Annotated in this window: 20 protein-coding genes; 11 read left to right on the top strand and 9 right to left on the bottom strand. The window is 73.4% G+C overall.

The window, feature by feature from the left end; translation table 11 throughout:
• Positions 1-51: 51 nt before the first annotated feature.
• Positions 52-726 (bottom strand): hypothetical protein, encoded by a 675-nt coding sequence (locus tag DSM104299_RS11310; RefSeq protein WP_272477413.1) that lies wholly within the window; start codon positions 724-726, stop codon positions 52-54.
• Positions 723-2126 (bottom strand): hypothetical protein, encoded by a 1404-nt coding sequence (locus DSM104299_RS11315; protein ID WP_272477414.1) that lies wholly within the window; start codon positions 2124-2126, stop codon positions 723-725. The genes DSM104299_RS11310 and DSM104299_RS11315 overlap by 4 nt, the downstream gene beginning before the upstream one ends.
• 127 nt (positions 2127-2253) lie before the next feature.
• Here DSM104299_RS11315 and DSM104299_RS11320 point away from each other — a divergent pair, with 127 nt between their 5' ends.
• From DSM104299_RS11320 to DSM104299_RS11350, 7 genes are read left to right on the top strand one after another with little or no spacing between them, the layout of a single operon-like run.
• On the top strand, positions 2254-3042 hold the full coding sequence (locus tag DSM104299_RS11320) for a substrate-binding domain-containing protein (protein ID WP_272477415.1): 789 nt from the start codon (positions 2254-2256) through the stop codon (positions 3040-3042).
• A 36-nt stretch (positions 3043-3078) separates the two neighbouring features.
• The gene (gene pstC, locus DSM104299_RS11325; RefSeq protein WP_349294559.1) at positions 3079-4098 is read left to right on the top strand and encodes a phosphate ABC transporter permease subunit PstC; all 1020 of its coding nucleotides are present in this window, start codon (positions 3079-3081) and stop codon (positions 4096-4098) included.
• A complete protein-coding gene (locus tag DSM104299_RS11330; protein WP_272477417.1) occupies positions 4098-5117 on the top strand; it encodes a PstA family ABC transporter permease in 1020 nt (339 codons plus the stop codon). The genes pstC and DSM104299_RS11330 overlap by 1 nt, the downstream gene beginning before the upstream one ends.
• On the top strand, positions 5114-6025 hold the full coding sequence (locus DSM104299_RS11335) for a phosphate ABC transporter ATP-binding protein (RefSeq protein WP_272477418.1): 912 nt from the start codon (positions 5114-5116) through the stop codon (positions 6023-6025). The genes DSM104299_RS11330 and DSM104299_RS11335 overlap by 4 nt, the downstream gene beginning before the upstream one ends.
• Positions 6022-6765, top strand: coding sequence for a hypothetical protein (locus DSM104299_RS11340; RefSeq protein WP_272477419.1), 744 nt, complete (start codon positions 6022-6024; stop codon positions 6763-6765). The genes DSM104299_RS11335 and DSM104299_RS11340 overlap by 4 nt, the downstream gene beginning before the upstream one ends.
• Positions 6762-7469, top strand: coding sequence for a zinc ribbon domain-containing protein (locus DSM104299_RS11345; protein WP_272477420.1), 708 nt, complete (start codon positions 6762-6764; stop codon positions 7467-7469). The genes DSM104299_RS11340 and DSM104299_RS11345 overlap by 4 nt, the downstream gene beginning before the upstream one ends.
• Positions 7466-7813 carry a hypothetical protein gene (locus DSM104299_RS11350; protein ID WP_272477421.1) on the top strand — a complete coding sequence of 116 codons (348 nt, stop codon included), beginning with the start codon at positions 7466-7468 and terminating at the stop codon, positions 7811-7813. Before DSM104299_RS11345 ends, DSM104299_RS11350 begins: the two co-directional genes overlap by 4 nt.
• 405 nt (positions 7814-8218) lie before the next feature.
• Here DSM104299_RS11350 and DSM104299_RS11355 read toward each other — a convergent pair whose 3' ends face one another.
• Positions 8219-8947, bottom strand: coding sequence for a TetR/AcrR family transcriptional regulator C-terminal domain-containing protein (locus DSM104299_RS11355; protein WP_272477422.1), 729 nt, complete (start codon positions 8945-8947; stop codon positions 8219-8221).
• 49 nt (positions 8948-8996) lie between these two features.
• Between DSM104299_RS11355 and DSM104299_RS11360 the strand changes: the two genes are divergently transcribed.
• Positions 8997-10553, top strand: a complete 1557-nt coding sequence (locus tag DSM104299_RS11360; protein ID WP_272477423.1) for an MFS transporter — start codon at positions 8997-8999, stop codon at positions 10551-10553.
• Positions 10554-10555: 2 nt separating this feature from the next.
• On the opposite strand, the gene DSM104299_RS11365 is transcribed toward DSM104299_RS11360, so the two are convergent.
• Entirely contained in the window at positions 10556-11149 is a 594-nt protein-coding gene (locus DSM104299_RS11365; RefSeq protein WP_272477424.1) for an exopolysaccharide biosynthesis protein, read from the bottom strand.
• A 62-nt stretch (positions 11150-11211) separates the two neighbouring features.
• On the opposite strand from DSM104299_RS11365, the gene DSM104299_RS11370 reads away from it, so the two are divergent.
• Positions 11212-11640, top strand: coding sequence for an SRPBCC family protein (locus DSM104299_RS11370; RefSeq protein WP_272477425.1), 429 nt, complete (start codon positions 11212-11214; stop codon positions 11638-11640).
• Here the strand turns inward: DSM104299_RS11370 and DSM104299_RS11375 are convergent.
• The 4 genes from DSM104299_RS11375 to DSM104299_RS11390 form a co-directional block, all read right to left on the bottom strand.
• On the bottom strand, positions 11637-11846 hold the full coding sequence (locus DSM104299_RS11375; protein WP_272477426.1) for a hypothetical protein: 210 nt from the start codon (positions 11844-11846) through the stop codon (positions 11637-11639). The two genes, DSM104299_RS11370 and DSM104299_RS11375, sit on opposite strands and share 4 nt — an antisense overlap.
• Positions 11847-12216: 370 nt before the next feature.
• Entirely contained in the window at positions 12217-12549 is a 333-nt protein-coding gene (locus tag DSM104299_RS11380; RefSeq protein ID WP_272477427.1) for a hypothetical protein, read from the bottom strand.
• Between the two features lie 30 nt (positions 12550-12579).
• Positions 12580-13482, bottom strand: coding sequence for an SDR family NAD(P)-dependent oxidoreductase (locus DSM104299_RS11385; protein ID WP_272477428.1), 903 nt, complete (start codon positions 13480-13482; stop codon positions 12580-12582).
• A gap of 48 nt (positions 13483-13530) precedes the next feature.
• Complete coding sequence (locus tag DSM104299_RS11390) at positions 13531-14790, bottom strand: MFS transporter (protein ID WP_272477429.1); 1260 nt, start codon at positions 14788-14790, stop codon at positions 13531-13533.
• Positions 14791-14862: 72 nt separating this feature from the next.
• Here DSM104299_RS11390 and DSM104299_RS11395 point away from each other — a divergent pair, with 72 nt between their 5' ends.
• The gene (locus tag DSM104299_RS11395) at positions 14863-15834 is read left to right on the top strand and encodes a GlxA family transcriptional regulator (protein WP_272477430.1); all 972 of its coding nucleotides are present in this window, start codon (positions 14863-14865) and stop codon (positions 15832-15834) included.
• Positions 15831-16394 carry an isochorismatase family protein gene (locus tag DSM104299_RS11400; RefSeq protein WP_272477431.1) on the top strand — a complete coding sequence of 188 codons (564 nt, stop codon included), beginning with the start codon at positions 15831-15833 and terminating at the stop codon, positions 16392-16394. Before DSM104299_RS11395 ends, DSM104299_RS11400 begins: the two co-directional genes overlap by 4 nt.
• On the opposite strand, the gene dinB is transcribed toward DSM104299_RS11400, so the two are convergent.
• Positions 16372-17664: a DNA polymerase IV gene (gene dinB, locus DSM104299_RS11405; protein ID WP_349294504.1), complete on the bottom strand. Its 1293-nt coding sequence runs from the start codon at positions 17662-17664 to the stop codon at positions 16372-16374. The two genes, DSM104299_RS11400 and dinB, sit on opposite strands and share 23 nt — an antisense overlap.
• Between the last annotated feature and the right edge of the window lie 65 nt (positions 17665-17729).

The raw sequence follows: 17729 nt of genomic DNA on the forward strand, positions 1-17729 counted from the left end.
GGTAGCGGGGCGGCGACCGGGGATCCGGCCGCCGCCCGCTGTGGGATGGTCCTACTTCCTGGCTGCGGCCTTCTTCTTGGCCTTGGCCTTGGCCTTCTTCTTGGCCTTGGCCTTCTTCGGCTTGGGCTTGGCCTTGGTCTTGGTCGCGGCCGTCGTGTCATCACCGCCGCCGAGCAGCGACGAGTCCGACGGGATGCGCGTCTTGCCGCCCAGGGCGGACTTCGGGCAGCCGCGCGGGCGGCCGAGGTCGTACGGACCCGAGATGTACTGGGTGACGACGCCCTTGCTGTCGGCCGCCGCGTAGGTGACGGTCAGCAGCGGGTCGACGCGCGGCTCGGCGCACAGCGCCGTGCCGATCGAGAACTGGCCGACGATCTTGGCGTACTGGTTGCCCGTGTACTTGCCGATGCAGTTGAAGCCGTAGCCGGGGAAGTCGCCGTTGCAGGTGAACGAGTCGGTCACCACCGGGTTGTTCTGGAGGTCGAAGACCGAGACGTCGGTCGCGAACCCGGTGTCGCCGATCTGCGGCTGGATCTGGTACCCGGTGATCGGTCCGCCGCACGCGAACGTGTACTGCACCTGCGGGTCGTCGTCGCCGGGGGCGGGCTTGCCGGCCTCGATGTGACCACCGCAGTCGTAGTTGTTGGGATTGGCACTGGCGCCTGCGGTCGGCGCCCACACGGTGAGGGCGAGGACGGCGGCCAGCAGGGGACGGGCGAGGGTCAAGGAGACCTCCGTGTCGTGGTCGTTGATGTGGTCGATGGGGTGGAAGTCGTTGGGGTGCCGCCGCTGCTCGCCAGGACCGCGTCGAGCGCGCCGGCCGGCGCCTGCGCGGCGGTCGCGAGCGGGTCGAGGCCGAGCAGCGTGTCGAACGAGCGCAGCAGCGCGACCGGGCCGGTGGCGGCGTCGACCGTCTGGCCGGCGGTCGCGCGCGGCGAGAGCACGAGGGCGCCGAGCGGCGCGGCGGGATCGCCCGTGGGCGGGTGGGCGTCGGAGGCGACGACGACGACGCCGTCCTTCTTGTAGGCGTCGCTGGCCTGGAGCTTCGCCACGAGCGCCGGCACCTCGGCGGCGGCGTTGGTCGTGACGAGGAGGCTGAAGGCAGGGGTCCTGGTCGCGTCGGCGAGGTCGGCGTCGAGGGCGTCGAGGCCGACGGTCGTCTGCGCGCAGTCGGTGCGCTGGCGCAGGGTGGTGAAGAGCGACGTGGCGACGCGGGCGCTGGGCGTGGCGGCGCAGCGCAGCGCGGGGTCCTCGACGTAGGCCTTCCAGGTCAGGTTGACGGACGCGAGCTGGTCGGGCAGCGAGGTCTCGCCGGCGGGCAGGACGCACGCGGCAAGGTCGGCGTCGCAGTCGGCGGTCGGGACCTGGCCGCCGAGCAGCGCGATCTCGTTGGCGGCGGCGCTGGGCGCGGCCGCGATGTACTTGGACAACAACGTGCCCTGGGCGGCGAGGTCGGCGAACGGGCCGCCGGGCGCGTAGACGGAGGCGTCGGCCTGCGTGAGGGCGACGAGCCAGACGTGGGCGGGCGCGGTGGCGGCGGGCGAGGTCGTGGTGGCGGCGGGAGTGGTCGACGAGGCGGGCGCGGGGTCGTCGCTGTCGCTGGTGTCGTCGGTGGTGGTGTCGTCGGTGCCGTGCTCGGCGGCGGATGAGGACGAGGTGGTCGTGTCGTCGCCGGCGCTCTCCACGGAAGCGCCGTCGTCCACGCTCGGGGTCGGCGCGTCGTCGCTGTCGACGGCCGGTGGCTCGTCGGCGTGTTCGGTGGGGGTCGTCGCGACGGGCGCGCTCGGCACGACGAGCGCGACCAGGCGCTGCGGCGTGGCGGCCAGCGACGGCGTCGGGCCGGGGCCCAGCGCGGCGCCCGCGACGCCGCCGAGGACGAGCGTCGTCGCCGCCAGCGCCGCCGCGATCCGCGGCGACGGCGCCCGTCTTGCCGGATTGGCAGGGCTCGGCGGCTGGGCGGCCACTGCCGGGGCGGCAGACGCGGCGGCGAAGCCCAGCGCCTGGAGCGGATCGACCCGCGGCACGCCGTGGCGCGCCCCGCACTCGAGGCAGTAGCGCTGGTCGCCGGCCAGCGGCGCGCCGCATTCGGCGCACGTCGCGGCGGCTTCTGAAGGCCGAAGGATCATCTCCTGGACCTTTTCATTCCAAACCCGATCTGAATTGTGTGGTTAGGATATTGTCCACCAACTGACCATGCAAACTGGGAAAGGGAGTTCCGCGGAGATGACCCGCTCTCGCCGTCTCATCGCCGGGGTGGCCGCCATCGGCGTGCTCGCCGTGGCTGCACCCGCCGGCGCACAGGCCGCCAGCACCATCACCATCAGCGGTGCGACCGGCTCTGCGCCGCTCGTGGCCCTGCTGGCCAAGAAGTACGTCAAGCTCAAGCCGGGCAAGGTGAAGTTCAAGCTCGCCCAAGGTGGTGGCGAAGTCGGGATCCAGGACGCGGCCGCCGGTCGCGTGACGATCGGCAACGCCGCGCGCGACCCGCGCCCGAGCGATCCGTCCGGCCTCGTCTTCTACGCGATCGCCAAGGACTTCTTCTGCTTCGACACCAACCCGTCCAACCCGCTGCCGAACCTGACGCTCGCGCAGGCGCAGGCGATCTGGACCGGCCAGGTCCGCAACTGGGAGGACGTCCCGGGCGCGCAGGCGACCGGCACGATCGACCTGATCGGCCGCACGGCGGCGTCGTCGCTGCCGCCGCTCGTCCAGCAGCTGCTGCTGGGCAACAAGACGATCTCGTCGCTCGCGGCGCTGAAGCCGTCTGACGGCCTCGTCGAGCAGACCGTCGCCTCCGACAAGAACGCGATCGGGTTCAACTCGGGGTACTACGCCTCGCAGAAGGACGTCCACGCGGTCGCGTTCAACGGCGTCGCCTGCAACCTCCAGAACGCGAAGTCCGGCCAGTACCCGGGCATCCGCACCTACTACGAGGTGACGCGCGGCCCGGCCAAGGGCGCGGCGTCGGCGTTCATCCACTGGATCCAGAAGAGCCCGGTGGCGCGCAAGATCATCGCGTCGATCGCGATCCCCCTGGACTGAGTGATGCGATTCCCGCGGCCAGCGCGTTCGAGCCCCCTGGGCGAGAACCGCAAGCGAAGCACGCCCGCTGGGCGCGTCTTCGCCCGTGAGCCGTGGACGGACCGGCAGGCCGCCTGGCGCCTCGGCGCGGTGGCCTGCCTGGTCCTGCTGATCATCGTGTTGATGGTCGGCTTCGTCGCCGTCCGCGCCTGGCCCGTCCTGCAAGCCAATGGCTATGTGAAGTGGCTGGGCTCGGGCGGCGACGTCGACCGCCAGCTCGGCGACATGATCAAGACGGGGCAGCATCCGCCGGACTCGGCCTACCACCTGCGCGCGTGGCCGCTGATCTACGGGACGCTGCTGACGACGGGCGTCGCCGTCCTCGTCGGGCTCGTGTTCTCGCTGTTCTCCGCGATCTTCATCGTGGAGTTCGCGCCCGCCCGCATGCGCGCGATCGCGGTGCCCGCGGTGCGGCTCCTGGCCGCGGTCCCGTCGGTCATCTACGGGTTGATCGGGATCCTGGTCCTCGCGCCGTTCGTCGGCAACCACCTCATCTCGCTCGACCGCAAGGCGTCGGTGCAGAACGTCGTCCAGATCGACGGGACGGGCGTGCTCGTCGCGATCGTCGTGCTGACCGTGATGATCACGCCGATCATGATCGCGATCGTGGTCGACGCGCTGCGGGCCATCCCGACGGCGTGGACCGAGGGCGCGTGCGCGCTCGGCGCCAACCGCTGGGAGGCGATCTGGACCGTGTCGGTCCGCGCCGCGCGCCCGGCGATCGTCGCCGCCGCGGTGCTCGCGACGGCCCGCGCCCTCGGCGAGGCCGTCGCGCTGTCGATGGTGTCGGGCTCGCGCGGCTTCTCGCCGAACCCGATCGACGGCATCACCTACATCTTCGAGCCGATCCGCCCGCTGGCGGCGTCGATGGTCGAGAACGTCGACGCGCTCAACGCGCCGGCGGTCAAGTCATCGGTCTACGCGTTCGCCTTGCTGTTGCTGCTGTCCAGCCTCGCGCTGTCGATCGGCGGGTACTTCGCCAAGCTCCCGATGCGCCGTCAGGGGCTACGGATCTGATGGCCGCGACGACGCCCGCCACCTCGTTCGAGGCGCCGCTGGTCGACCCGCTCGGCCCGCGCCCGTCGCCGCAGGGCGACCGGCTGCGCTCGTGGAAATGGAGCCACCGGCTCGCGTTCCTGGCCTGCTGGGCCTGCGGGCTGGCGCTGTGCGCGGTCACCGCCGGGATCGTGATCTACATGGGCGTGCGCGGCGTCCAGTACCTCAACCTGGACCTCCTGTTCTCGCGCCCGCAGCCGGGCCTGGCGCAGCACACGACCGGCGGGATCCTGGATCCGATCGGCGGCACCGTCGTGCTGACGGTCATCGGGATCTGCATCGCGGTCCCGCTGGCCGTCGCGACCGCGGTGTGGCTCGTCGAGTACGGCAAGCCGGCGCCGCTGGCCCGCGCGGTCGAGTCCGGGATCGAGGTCGTCGCCGGCACGCCGGACATCGTCATCGCGATCTTCGGCCTCGCGATCTTCCAGCTGCCGATCCTCGCTCCGCTGTCGTTCACGGCGTCGGGCGGCGGCGTCTTCGGGCGCTCGTTCCTGGCCGCCGGCGCGATGATGTCGTTGATCGCTCTGCCGCTCGTCTTCGGCGCGGCGCGGGAGGGCCTGATGGCGATCCCGACGCACGTGCGCGAGGCGTCGTGGGCGCTGGGCAAGACGCGCGTCTGCACCATCCGCACCATCCTGCTCCCGCAGATCCGGCGCAACGTCGCGACCGGCGCGGCGCTCGGCATGGGCCGGATCGTGGGCGACACGGCGGTCGTCGTCGTCCTGCTCGGCGCGACCCTGCAGATCGAGCCCCAGGGCGACGTCCCCGTCCTGGGCACGCTGCGTGGGACCGGGTCGACGCTGACCAGCTACGTGTACAACGCGTCGCCGGCCGGCGAGGGCAACGCGCCGCAGAAGGCCTACGCCGCCGCGTTCGTGCTGCTGTTGATCGTCCTGACGTTGAACTTCGTCGTCGACCTCATCGGCCGAGGTTCTGACGCGCGTTCCGTACGCGCGCTTCGCAAGGAGAGCCGCTCATGAGCACCCACGACCGGGTGGTGGACCCGTTCCTCGACGACGCCGTGCCGTCGCTGCCGCCGCCGCGCCGCCGGGTCCGGTTGGACCGCACGCCGGTCCCGGTGCCGGAGCCGGCGGACGCAGGAGCCGCGCGCGTCCGCGCGCGCGGACCGGGCGGGCCGGAGCGGATGCGGGTCGAGCAGCTCAGCGTCCTGTACGGGGACAACGCCGCGGTCAAGGACGTGTCCTTGCCGATCCACGCGGGTGAGGCCCTGGCCTTGATCGGGCCGTCGGGCTGCGGCAAGACCACGTTGCTGCGGACGCTGAACCGGCTGACGGAGACGACCGCGGGCGCGACGCGCCGCGGGCGCGTGCTGCTCGACGGCGTCGACGTGGAGCAGCTCGAGGTGACTGCGCTGCGGCGGCGGGTGGCGATGGTCTTCCAGCAGCCCAACCCGTTCCCGATGTCGATCTTCGACAACGTCGCCTACGCGATCCGGGTGCAGAACCGCAAGCGGCCGGGGCGGCGGGAGCTCGAGCCGCAGGTCGTCGACGCGCTGCGGCGCGCGGGGCTGTACGACGAGGTCGCCAGCGACCTCGACCGGCCCGCGCTGCGCCTCAGCGGCGGTCAGCAGCAGCGGCTGTGCATCGCGCGCGCGATCGCGACGCGGCCCGAGGTCCTGCTGATGGACGAGCCGTGCAGCGCCTTGGACCCGCGGTCGACCGCGGTGATCGAGGAGCTGATCGGCGAGCTGCGCCGGGATCTGGCGGTCGTCATCGTCACCCACAACCTGGCCCAGGCGCATCGCGTGGGGGACAAGGTCGCGTTCATGTACCTGGGCGACCTCGTGGAGTTCGGCGAGACCGAGCAGGTCTTCGGCGCGCCGCGGGCGGAGCGCACGCGCGACTACGTGGCGGGGGCCTTCGGGTGATCGCGGCGCGGGCGACGGCCGTTGTTGTCGTCCTTGCCGGCGCGGCCGGGCTGTCGGCGTGCGAGAGCACGGCGGACAAGAGCGCGGCCATCGCCCGGGAGGGCAAGGAGGCCGTCCAGGACGCGGGGACGCTGCGGATCTCGCGCAACGCCGACCTGGCCGTGGCGAGGGCCGTCGTGGTCCGCGGCGCGGGCGGGACCGTCGCCGCGGCGGTCGAGGTGCGCAACCGCGGTGGGCACGCGCAGCGTGACGTCCCGGTGCTGATCGACGTGCGCGACGCCGAGGGCGGGTCGTTGTACAAGAACGACGCGACGGGGCTGCAGCCCGCGCTGCAGCGGTTGGCGTCGGTGCGCGCGCACCGGACGTCGTGGTGGGTCAACGACCAGGTGACGGTCGCGTCGGCGCCGCGGTCGGTCAAGGCGCGGGTGGGGGCGGCCCCGGCGGCGGGGTCGGTGCCGGACGTCTCGCTCCGCGGCGTCCACTTCGACGGCGACGCGACCGGGCGGTACCTGACCGGCGTCGTGGTGAACCCGTCGCGGATCGTGCTGCGGGCCGTCCCGATCTTCGCCGTCGCGCTGAAGGGCTCGCGTGTGGTCGCGGCCGGCCGTGCGCTGGTCCCGAAGCTGCCGGCCGCCGGCGGCAGGAAGCAGATCCACTTCCGCCTGTTCTTCGTCGGCGACCCCCGCGGGGCGCGCGTCGCCCTGACCGTGGCGCCGACCGTCGTCGCATCGAAGTCGTGAAGGAGCACACCGTGATCACCGAGAACCAGCCGGCCCCGTATCCGTACCCACCCGCTCGCGACGGCGAGCCCTGTCCCGCCTGCGGCGCGCCGCTGGCCGGCGACCAGCGCTACTGCCTGCACTGCGGTGGCCGGCGGCCGGAGGCGCGCCTGGAGTTCTTGGACGTGTTGGACGCCGACGTGCGGACGCGGGGTGGAGGTCCGGTGGCCGCGCCGCCGCTGGTCGTCCAGGCCAACGGCGCACCGCCGCCGCACGGGCTCAACGGACGGCTGCAGGCCAACGCGGGGCTGCTCGCGCTCGCCGCGCTGCTGTTGTTGACGTTGTTGATCGGGCTGTTGCTCGGGCACTGGGCGACGAGCGACCAGAGCGCGCCGGCGGCCGCCACGCCCGCGCCGCAGGTCATCAAGGTGGAGGGCGCGGCGGCGCCGGCGGCGGCCGCCGCCACGACGGGCACCGGCAGCGGCGGCGACACGTCCGGATCGTCGAGCAAGGCCACCAAGAAGGCGGCCAAGGGCAAGGCCGACACGGCGTCCGACAAGGCGACGGCGCCGAAGGACTCGGTCTCGGTGAAGAGCCTGAGCAGCAAGAAGGCCGTCGACGACGCGGTCAAGAACGGCAAGCCGATCTCGACCGGCACCGGCAAGCTCCCGCCCAAGGACGACAAGCCCGCGGGCGGCGGCGCGGGCTTCGAGGAGATCGGATGAGCGCGCTGCCCGGTCCGACCTCCTTGGACGAGCTCCGCAGCCGCCGCCACGACCTGGCCCGCCGCGTCGCCGCGCTCACCTTCGACCTCGGCGGGCTGACCTACGAGATGGCGACCCGCGACCACTACCGCCTCGACGTGCTGAGCCGCCGCGCCGCCGAGCTCCAGACGGCCGACGCGGAGCTGGGCGAGGTCGAACGGCTGCTGGCGGCGTCCGAGGACGGCGTCACGGGGAGTTGCCGCTCCTGCGGCGCGGTGCATTCCCGGGGCGCGACGTTCTGCTGGCAGTGTGGGCAGGCGCTGGCGGTGGGGGCGCCGGGGGCGGGGGCGCCGTCGTCGGGCTGAGGCTCGCTGCGGCGCGCCGGCGTCGGTTGGTCACCAGTGCGGTGCGCTTCGGGTGCTGCGGGGCGTCGTTCGTCCCTCATCAAGGGCGTGAAGGCGTTGGAGCGGCGCCACCGGGGTCGGTGTGGCTCGTCGTTGGTCGTGCTCCGGGGCGGGCGATTCGGGCCCGAATCGTGCTCGATCGCGTCAAGTCCGCCTCTATCGCGGACTTCACGCGATCCATCGCGCCTGATCCGACGATTCGGCCCCGAACCCGCCCCCCCGGCGCTGCCACCAGGACGAGCCACGCCGACCACAAGGAGCGCCGCCTCCACACTCACACGCCCTTGATGACGAACGAACCACGCCCCGCACCACCACCGGCGCACCGCACTGGTGACCAACCAACGCCCACAACGCCCCCCGGCCTCAGCCATTCGCCGCCAGCTGCCCCCGGATCCCGGCCAGCAGCAGGTCGATCCCCGACAGGAACTGCTCGTCCTCGTCGTGGCTCGCGAAGACGGGCAGGATCCGGCGGAAGGTCGGGTAGGCGTCGGCCGGCAGCTCGTCGAAGAGGCGGGTCACCTCGCCGAGCTCGGCGGCGCGTGCCTCGGACTGGTCGGTCACGCCGTAGACGTGCCAGATCGCGTCCTGGACGCCGACGCCCACCACGAAGGTGAACAGCGTCGACAGCGCGTAGAAGACGTCGCGCGCCTCCATCCCGGTGGTGAACAGCAGCGCCGCGCCGCGATCCCAGTGGTGGAGCAGGTTGGGGCCGCGGTTGTTGGTGGAGATGGCGTGAAGCGCGGCCCATGGATGGCGCCGCATCAACCGCCACAACTCGATCAGGCCGCCCCTCATGCGCTCGTCCCACGGCAGCTCGGGGTGCGCGTCGAAGCCCTCGCCCAGCTCGTCCATCACCGCGTCCAGGACGAGGTCGAGCAGCATCTCCTTGTTGTCGACGTGCCAGTAGAGCGTCGCCACGCCGGCGTCGAGGTCAGCCGCCAGCCGCCGGAACGTGAGGGCGCCCGGGCCCTCGGCGTCGAGGATCTTCACGGCGGCCGCGATGACGCGCTCGCGGTCCAGCGGCGCCTTGGCGGGCGCCTTGCGGCGCTTGGCGAACGCGGCGCCGATGCCGTGGGTGTTGGGCTTGGCCATGAGAAGGGGCTTGACTCTCGAACGCTGTTCGAGCATCCTACCCCGCTGCATGCACTCGAACAACGTTCTAGATCCCGAACAACGTACGACCACGCGGCCCGCGCGGACCCTGCGCGAGGGCTGGCCGGTCCTCGCCGCGCTCATCCTGGCGATCCTCGTCGTCACCGTCGACAACACGGTGATGAACGTCGCGCTGCCGTCGATCGCCAAGGACCTCGACGCGTCCAACAGCCAGCTGCAGTGGATCGTCAACGCCTACTCCCTGCTCTTCGGCGGCCTGCTGCTGACCGGCGGCTCGCTGGCCGATCGCCTCGGGCGCCGCCGCGTCCTGCTCGGCGGGCTCGGCGCGTTCGGCGGCGCGTCGCTGCTGGTCCTCGTGGTCTCCTCGGCGCCGGCGCTGATCGGGCTGCGCGCGCTGACCGGCGCGTGCGCGGCGTTCCTGATGCCCAGCACGCTGTCGCTCATGTACCGCGCGTTCGAGGGCCCGGTGCGGGGGACGGTGATCGGCGTCGCCGGCGCCGTCGGCGCGCTCGGGTTCGTGCTCGGCCCGCTGATCGGCGGCGCGTTGTTGGAGGTCTTCGCGTGGCAGTCGGTGTTCCTGGTCAACGTCCCGCTGGCCTGGGGCGCGCTGATCGTGGCGCGCGCCGTGCTTCCGGCCGACGGCGAGCGCTCGACGCGCGGCGCCGACGTCCCCGGCACCGTGCTGTCGATCGGCGCGATGCTCGGGCTGGTCGCCGCGCTGGTCGACGGGCCCGATCGCGGCTGGACGTCGCTCGCGGTCCTCGGCCCGGCGTTCGGCGCGCTGGCCGCCGCGACGGCGTTCGTCGCCTGGGAGCGGCGGGCCGCGTATCCGATGCTCGACGTGCGGCTGCTCGCACGCCGCCGCATCGTCGGCCCGGGCGCCGTCCAGGCGGCGTTGATGATGGCCTTGACCGGCACGCTGTTCCTGATCACCCAGCAGCTGCAGGTGGTCTGGGGCTACTCGCCGGTCGACGCGGGCCTGCGCTCGGCGCCGATCGCGGTCGGTGTCATCGGCGGCGGCTCGGCGCTGGCGCTGGTGGCGCGCCGGTTCGGCTCGGCGTGGGCGGCAGCGGCCGGGCTGCTGGTCTGCGCGGCGGCGGTCGTCGACGTCGCCCTGACGATCCGCCACGGCGGCTACTGGCCGGTGGCCGGCGGGCTGCTCGTCTTCGGCGCGGGGGTGCGGATGTGCATCACGCCGACGGCGCTCGCGGTCCTCGGCGGGCTGCCGGAGGAGGCGGCCGGGATCGGCGCCGCGCTGGCCGACACCTTCCAGGAGGTGGGCGGCGCGTTCGGCGTCGCGCTGCTGGGCTCGGTCTTCAACGCGGTCTACCGCGCCGACCTGCCCGACGGTGCGCCGGCGGCGGCGCGGGCCTCGCTGCAGGGCGCCCTGGGCAGCGGCGACGGTGGGCTGGCCGACGCGGCGCGCGGCGCGTTCGGGTCCGGCGCGCAGGTCGCGCTGCTCGCCTGCGCCGCGATCCTCGCCGGCGCCGCGGTGATCGCGCTGCGCACGGTGCCGGGCGATCTCGACCTCAGCGATGAGGCCGAGCAGGAGGCGGCCCTGGCCGCCGCGGCCGCCGCCGCATAGACCTAGAACAACGACCCGATGCCGTGGACGGCCGCGCTGCCCAGGACGATCTCCAGCGCGATGCCGACGACCATCACGACGAGCGCGATCACGACCAGCGCGAAGTCCTCCAGGATGACCGCGAGGCCGAGCAGCACGACGCCGAGCGAGGGCAGCGTGTCGAGGCCGGTGAACGGCGGGGCCAGGAACGCGCCGAGGCAGCCGACGATGACCAGCAGGCCGAAGACGATGTTGCTGAGCCGGTGGTTGAACAGCCAGGTCAGCCGCGGGCGCGAGAAGCGCTCCAGCCACCGGATCATCTGCATCAACTTGACGACGAACGCCTCGCGCTTGCCGCCCGCGAGCTTCGTGTCGCGCCAGCGCCGCGGCAGCCAGATCTCCTCGCGGCCGACGATCAGCTGCAGCGCGAGGAGGACCGCGATGACCTCGAAGACGTGCGTCGCGCCGCCGGTCGGCAGCGGGAGGGCCGAGACGCCGAGCAGCAACACGAACAAGAAGGCGAAGCTCTTCTCGTCGAACGTCTCGACGAGGCTGCCGAGGGTCTTGTCGCCCTCGGCGCTCAGCCAGCGCTGCAGCTCGTCGCTGGCTTGGGCCATCGTCAGAGCCTAGTGCCGTGATGCGGCACTACGGGGTGCCGACCCCGGGTACCGCGGGGGCGATGGCCCGCAACGAACGACTGATCCCGGCGTCCCCCGAGCGCGTCTTCGCCGTGCTCGCCGACCCCGACTCCTACGGGCACTGGGTGGTGGGCTCGGACACGATCCGCGGTGCCGACGACACCTGGCCGGCGGTCGGCTCGCGCTTCCACCACCGAGTTGGCCGGTTCCCGCTCGCGCTCAACGACCACACCGAGGTCATCGCGATGGAGCCGGGCAGGCGGCTGGAGCTGCACGCCAAGGCGCGGCCGCTGGGCACCGCGCACGTCGCGCTCGACCTCGAGCGCCGCGGCGACGCCACGCTCGTGACGATGACCGAGGACGCGGGCGACCGGATCACGCGCCTGGTGTTCAACCCGCTCACCCACTTCCTCGTCAAGCGGCGCAACGACGAGTCCCTGCGCCGGCTCGCCGAGCTCGCGACGCCTTAGCCCGGGCGGAGCGGGTCGGCCGCCTCGCCGACGATCGTGCGCCGGTCGCGGCGGCTGACGCCCTCGGTCAGCGCGAACGCGGCCGCGGCGGCGAAGTCCGCGGCGGGATCCAGGACGCGCAGGTCCCGGCGCCGCTCGTAGATCCAGAGGAACAGGTCGGCCTCGGTCTTGAAGGGGTACTTGGCCGGCAGGCCGGCGGCGTGCACGGCGGCGCTGCTGATTGGTGTGGACGAGCCGGCCGACGTCGACGTCCGGTGGTAGCGCGTAGTTGGTGTGCAGGACCGTGACCTCGGCGTCGAGGAACGCGATGGCCAGCTCGCGCGCGAGGACGACGCGGTGGTGGCCGTCCTCGACGAAGAACGCGCCGCCGACCTCGTAGACGTCGATCGGCGGGAAGCTGCCGTCGGGGAACGCGCGCCGGAGCGCGCTCAGCCGCGCCCGCTCGGCGGCGAACCCGCCCACGCGGTCGACCGACCCGATGATCTTGTCGACCGCGACGGGACGCACGCCGCCGTGGGACTGGCCGGTGATCGCCAGCCGGCGCCGAACCTCGTCGAGCGACAGCAGGTCCATCGCCTACAGGATGCCAGCGTCGCGGATCGCGGCGGCCTGGACCGCGTCCACGAACAGCTCCCAGCGGCCCGAGGCCGACTCGCGGTCGCCGTAGAAGCGGTAGGGGCGGCGGCCGCCGAACTCGGTCTGGCGCAGGCGCCAGACGCCGCCGAGGACCGACGCGATGCGGCGGCGCGGCCAGTCCAGCGCGTCCTCGATCGCCGGGAACGGGCGTGCGACGCCGGGCGTCGAGGCCAGCTCGTCGAGCAGCGCGCCCATCAGCGGGCTGCAGCGGTCGCGGAAGGCGGCGATCTCGCCGGGCTCGTCCATCGCGTTGTGCGGCGCGTGCTCTCTCATGGCCCTGACCAGCGAGCTGGCACGTGGACTCTACGCGGCGGTGAGCGCGACGCACGCGTCCCAAACGCGGCCGCGGTCGGCGTCGCTCTCCTTCGTCCACGGCACGTAGTGCGTGGGCCGCGGCGCGCGGTCGTGCCAGAAGCGGCCGCTGGGCTGGTCGGTCGCGCCGAGCCAGACGATCGTGTCCGCGCCCTGCCGCGGCGTGCGCAGCAACGGGCCGGTGAGGCGGTGGAAGCTGGGGAGCGAGGCGGCGAGGCCGGGCGTGTCGACCCAGCCGGGGTGCATGGCATGGAGGCGCTGGGGGGTCGCGCGCCGTCGCTGCGCCCACAGCTCGGTGAGGACGACCTCGGCTCGCTTGGTCTTGGCGTACGCCTTGGTGCCGCTGAAGGCGCCGTGCTCGCTCTGCAGGTCCTCGACGTCGAGCTTCTGCGCGTACATGCCGCCGGAGGAGACGGTGACGACGCGCCGGGCGTCCGGGAGCAGGTCGGTCAGGAGGAAGGGGCCGAGGACGTTGGTCGCCAGCGTCAGCTCGTTGCCGTCGACGGAGGTCTCGCGCTCCTCGGTGAGCACGCCGGCGTTGTTGACGAGGACGTCGAGGTCGGCGTCGGCGAGCGTGGCGGCGACGCGGCGCAGGTCGGCGAGGCTGGAGAGGTCGGCGAGGACGAGGTCGACGTCCGGGCCGTGCTCGCGGACCTGGGCGCGTGCCTGCTCGCCGCGCTCCTCGCTGCGGGCGACGAGGATCACGCGCGCGCCGAGCCGGGCGAAGCCGATCGCCGCCGCCAGCCCCAGGCCGGAGGTCGCGCCGGTCACCGCCGCGGTCTGGCCGTCCATCCGCGGAAGGCCGCCGAAGGCATGGGAGCGCAGCGCGTAGCCGACGCGCGAGTAGCCGCCGACGAGCGAGCGGTCGAGGAGGGTGTCGAAGAGCGTGGGCATCCAGTCGCGGGTACGGGCGCGGGCCCCGCATGGATGTCCCGCGAGGTGCTACGCGGCGGCCGGCGCGGGTTGGACGCGTCGGGGCTTGACGCGGGTCGCGGTCAGCAGCAGCGCGGCGGCGAAGCACAGGACGCCGGAGACGACGAACACGCCGTCGTAGGTCCCGGACCCGTCGCGCACCGCGCCTGCCGCCCAGGCCGCGACCGCGCCGCCCATCTGGTGGCCGGCGAAGATCCAGCCGAACGCGACGAGGCCGGTCTCGCGCCCGAAGCGCTGGGTGACGAGCGCGACGGTCGGCGGCACGGTGGCGATCCAGTCCAACCCGTAGAAGATGGTGAACGCGGTCAGCACCGGCCCCTGCGACGACAGGGCGAAGGGCAGGATCAGGAGGCTGAGGCCGCGGCCGGAGTAGTACATCACCAACAGCCGGCGCGCCGGGTAGCGGTCGGTCAGCCAGCCCGAGCCGGTGGTCCCCGCGATGTCGAGGAGCCCCATCAAGGCCATCATGCTGGCCGCCTCGCCCGCGGGGATGCCGTGGTCGTGGGCGGCGGGGATGAGGTGGACGGCGATCAGGCCGACGGTCGTCGCGCCGCAGATGAAGAACGAGCCGACGAGCGCGAGGAAGACGCGGTCGCGCGAGACCTCGCGGAGCACCTGGAGCGCGGGGCGTCTGGGCGGCGCGGGCGCGGTGGGGTCCTCGAGCTCGCCGCCGTAGGGCGCGAGACCGTAGTCGGAGGGGCGGTCGCGCAGGCCGGCGACGACGGCGACGAGCGCGATCAGCGCGGCGCCGCCGACGACGGCCATCGTCCAGCGCCAGTCGCCGTGCTCGGTCAGGTGTGCCATCAGCGGCAGGAAGATCAGCTGGCCGGTGGAGTTGGCGGCGGTGAGCAGGCCGACGACGAGGCCGCGGCGCGCGACGAACCAGCGGTTGGCGACGGTCGCGGCCAGGACCGGCGCGACCGCGCCGGTGGCCGCGCCGGCGACCAGGCCCCAGACGAGGTAGAGCTGCCAGAGCTGGGTGACCTGCGTGAGCAGCGCGGCGGCGACCGCGATCAGCCCGAGCGCGATGGTCACCACGCGCCTAAGGCCGAAGCGCTCGGTCAGGGAGGCGGCGAAGGGTGCGCTCAGGCCGAAGACGACCAGGTTGACCGACGCGGCGGTGGAGATCGCGCCGTGGCTCCAGCCGAACTCCATCATCAACGGCTCCATCAGGATGCCGAACGTCGCCCGGATCGCGGCGGCGGCGAGCAGCGCGACGAAGCCGGCGGCGGCGACGAGCCACGCGCGATGGGGGAGAGCCTCGAGCATGGAGTGCAGGATTTCGGAGGGCGCGCGCGGCGGCCAGTGGCAGAAATGCCGATGTTCGCTAGATTTCTGCCAATGCACGCGCTGCGGGTCGTCGTCCTGCTGATGGACGGGTCGGTGCTCTTCGACGTCGGGACGGCGACGACGGTGTTCGGCGCGGCCGCGCCGGGGGTCGTCTCGCCGCGACCGCAGCTGCCGTACGAGCTGCAGCTGGCCGCCGCCGGCGGGCGTCCGGTGACGACGTCGATGGGCGTGAAGCTGTCGCCGACCGCGGGGCTGGAGGTGCTGGAGGGCGCGGACCTGGTCGTGGTCGGAGGCGCGCTGCCGCACGTCGTCGGCGGCCAGCGCGCCGCGTTGGACGCCCTGGCGGCCGCGCACGCGCGCGGGGCCCGGGCCATGTCGATCTGCACGGGCGCGTTCGCGCTGGCGCACGCGGGGCTGCTCGACGGCCGGCGCGCGACGACGCACTGGTCCTACTGCGCACGGCTGGCGGAGGAGTTCCCGGCGGTCGACGTCGATCCGGATGTGCTGTATGTCGACGACGGCGACGTGCTGACCTCGGCCGGCCTGGCCGCCGGGATGGACCTGTGCCTGCACGTCGTGCGCGGCGACCTGGGCGCCGACGCGGCCACGGCGGTCGCGCGCTGGAACGTCGTCGCGCCGCACCGCGACGGCGGCCAGGCGCAGTACATCGACGCGCCGCTGCCGCCGGCGCGCGCAGGCGACGGGCTGGCCGCGACGCGCGCATGGGCGGTTGCGCGGCTGGACACGCCCCTGGGCGTCGAGGACCTGGCGCGCCACGCGCACATGAGCGCGCGGACCTTCGCGCGGCGCTTCGTGGCCGAGACCGGCGAAGCGCCGAAGCGCTGGCTCACGCAGCAGCGCGTCCACCATGCCCGGCGGCTGCTGGAGACCACCGACCTGCCCGTCGAGGAGGTCGCGCGGCGATCGGGCTTCGGCAGCGCGGCGGCGATGCGCATCCACTTCGGCCGGGCGACGGCGACGCGGCCCACGGCCTACCGCCGGACGTTCCGGGGTGTGGCATGAGCGCCGCCGATCGCGGGCTCGACGCGCTGGCGCTGGTGGTCGTCGACGTGCAGGAGGCGTTCCGCGACACGGGGTTCTGGGGCCCGCGCAACAACCCGGCGTGCGAGGACAACATCGCGGCGCTGCTGGCCGCGTGGCGGGCGGCGGGGCGCAAGGTGGTCTTCGTCCGCCACGACTCCGGCGAGGAGGGCTCGCCGCTGGCGCCCGACGCGCCGGGCAACGCCTTCATGTCGATCGTGGCGGGCGCGCCCGACCTGCTGGTGGCCAAGAACGTCAACTCGGCCTTCCACGGCGCACCCGACCTCGACGCGTGGCTGCGCGCGGAGGCGCTCGACGGGATCGTGGTGTGCGGCATCACGACCAACCACTGCTGCGAGACCACGGCCCGCGTCGGCGCCAACCTCGGCCACCGCGTCCTCTTCGCGTTGGACGCCACCCACACGTTCGACCGCGTCGGGCCCGACGGGACGTCGATGACCGCCGACGAGCTGGCCCGCGCGACGGCGACGAACCTCCACGGCGAGTTCGCCGACGTGGTCACGACCGCGGAGTTGGTGTAGGGCCGGGTCGACCACGCCGGGGACGCCGGTCGGCGAACAGGTCGTCCACCGCGTCCGGCGCGTCGCCGGGCATCAGCCAGGCCGACATCCGGTCGCCGCTGGTCAGGAGGCGGGCGCGGCGGACGGCGGTGGTGCCGAAGCGGTCGCGGATCGCGTCCATCGTCTGGTCGATGGTCTCGGCGCGGGTCCCGTCCAACGGCAGCTCGAGCTGGACGTCGGCGCCGGCGTGTTCGAGGTTGGTGATCGTGACGCCGAGCAGGGTCAGGCCGCGGCGGGCGATCATCTCGCGCTCGGCGGCGAGCAGCGCGCGCAGGGCGATCAGCAGGGTGGTCGTCGAGGCGGTCGGGTGGGCGAGCGTCTTGGAGCGGGTCGCGCGGGTGAAGTCGCCCCAGCGCAGGCGGAGGATCACGGTGCGCCCGACGCGGTCGCCCTTGCGCATCCGGCGCGCGACGCGGTCGACCAGCCCGACGGCGACCGTGTCCAGGGACTCCCACGACCGCCCGCGCGACCCCAGCGCGCTCTGCGAGCCGATCGAGCGCCGACCGCGGCCGGCGCGCACCCGCCGCGGGTCGCGGTTGTGGCTGATCGCGTGCAGACGGCGCCCGACCGCGCGGCCGGCGATCGTCACGAGCACGGCCTCGGGCATCCCGGCGAGCTGGCCGACCGTCACGATCCCGTGCTCGCGCAGCCGCTGCGCCGTCGCCGGCCCCACGCCCCACAGCCGCTCGACCGGCAGCGGATGCAGGAACGCGAGCTCGGCGCCGGGCGACACCACCAACAACCCGTCCGGCTTGGCCTCGTTGCTGGCGACCTTCGCCAGGTGCTTGGTCGTCGCGACCCCGACGCTGATCGGCAGCCCGACCTCCTCCCGCACCCGCGCGCGCAGCCGCGCCGCGATCTGCGCCGCCGTGCCGCTGATGTGCTCCAGCCCCCGGACGTCGAGGAACGCCTCGTCGATCGAGATCGCCTCGACCACCGGCGCCGTGTCCTCGAAGATCTTGAACACCTCCCGGCTGGCCTCGACGTAGGCCTTGAACCGCGGCGACACCACGATCGCGTCCGGGCACAGGTTCCGCGCCTTCGTGCCGCCCATCGCCGACCGCACCCCGCACGCCCGCGCCTCGTAGCTGGCGGCCAGCACGACGCCGGGCCCGACGATGACCGGCTTGCCCCGCAGCGCCGGGTCGTCGCGCTGCTCGACCGAGGCGAAGAACGCGTCGAGGTCGGCGTGGAGGATCGAGGCGACGGGACGGGACGTTGACACGAACATATGTTCGCACGACCTCAGGACGGCGTCCAGCGCAGCCGACCGGCAGCCTCGCCAAGATGAACGCC

Source organism: Baekduia alba (assembly GCF_028416635.1).
GTDB classification, from domain to species: domain Bacteria; phylum Actinomycetota; class Thermoleophilia; order Solirubrobacterales; family Solirubrobacteraceae; genus Baekduia; species Baekduia alba.

Bases quoted from the DNA above. Each gene is read 5' to 3' on its own strand.
- DSM104299_RS11315 (WP_272477414.1), bottom strand. From the start codon at position 2,126: ATGATCCTTCGGCCTTCAGAAGCCGCCGCGACGTGCGCCGAATGCGGC.
- DSM104299_RS11330 (WP_272477417.1), top strand. From the start codon at position 4,098: ATGGCCGCGACGACGCCCGCCACCTCGTTCGAGGCGCCGCTGGTCGAC.
- DSM104299_RS11335 (WP_272477418.1), top strand. From the start codon at position 5,114: ATGAGCACCCACGACCGGGTGGTGGACCCGTTCCTCGACGACGCCGTG.
- DSM104299_RS11350 (WP_272477421.1), top strand. From the start codon at position 7,466: ATGAGCGCGCTGCCCGGTCCGACCTCCTTGGACGAGCTCCGCAGCCGC.
- DSM104299_RS11355 (WP_272477422.1), bottom strand. From the start codon at position 8,947: ATGGCCAAGCCCAACACCCACGGCATCGGCGCCGCGTTCGCCAAGCGC.
- DSM104299_RS11360 (WP_272477423.1), top strand. From the start codon at position 8,997: ATGCACTCGAACAACGTTCTAGATCCCGAACAACGTACGACCACGCGG.
- DSM104299_RS11365 (WP_272477424.1), bottom strand. From the start codon at position 11,149: ATGGCCCAAGCCAGCGACGAGCTGCAGCGCTGGCTGAGCGCCGAGGGC.
- DSM104299_RS11370 (WP_272477425.1), top strand. From the start codon at position 11,212: ATGGCCCGCAACGAACGACTGATCCCGGCGTCCCCCGAGCGCGTCTTC.
- DSM104299_RS11380 (WP_272477427.1), bottom strand. From the start codon at position 12,549: ATGAGAGAGCACGCGCCGCACAACGCGATGGACGAGCCCGGCGAGATC.
- DSM104299_RS11385 (WP_272477428.1), bottom strand. From the start codon at position 13,482: ATGCCCACGCTCTTCGACACCCTCCTCGACCGCTCGCTCGTCGGCGGC.
- DSM104299_RS11390 (WP_272477429.1), bottom strand. From the start codon at position 14,790: ATGCTCGAGGCTCTCCCCCATCGCGCGTGGCTCGTCGCCGCCGCCGGC.
- DSM104299_RS11395 (WP_272477430.1), top strand. From the start codon at position 14,863: ATGCACGCGCTGCGGGTCGTCGTCCTGCTGATGGACGGGTCGGTGCTC.
- DSM104299_RS11400 (WP_272477431.1), top strand. From the start codon at position 15,831: ATGAGCGCCGCCGATCGCGGGCTCGACGCGCTGGCGCTGGTGGTCGTC.
- dinB (WP_349294504.1), bottom strand. From the start codon at position 17,664: ATGTTCGTGTCAACGTCCCGTCCCGTCGCCTCGATCCTCCACGCCGAC.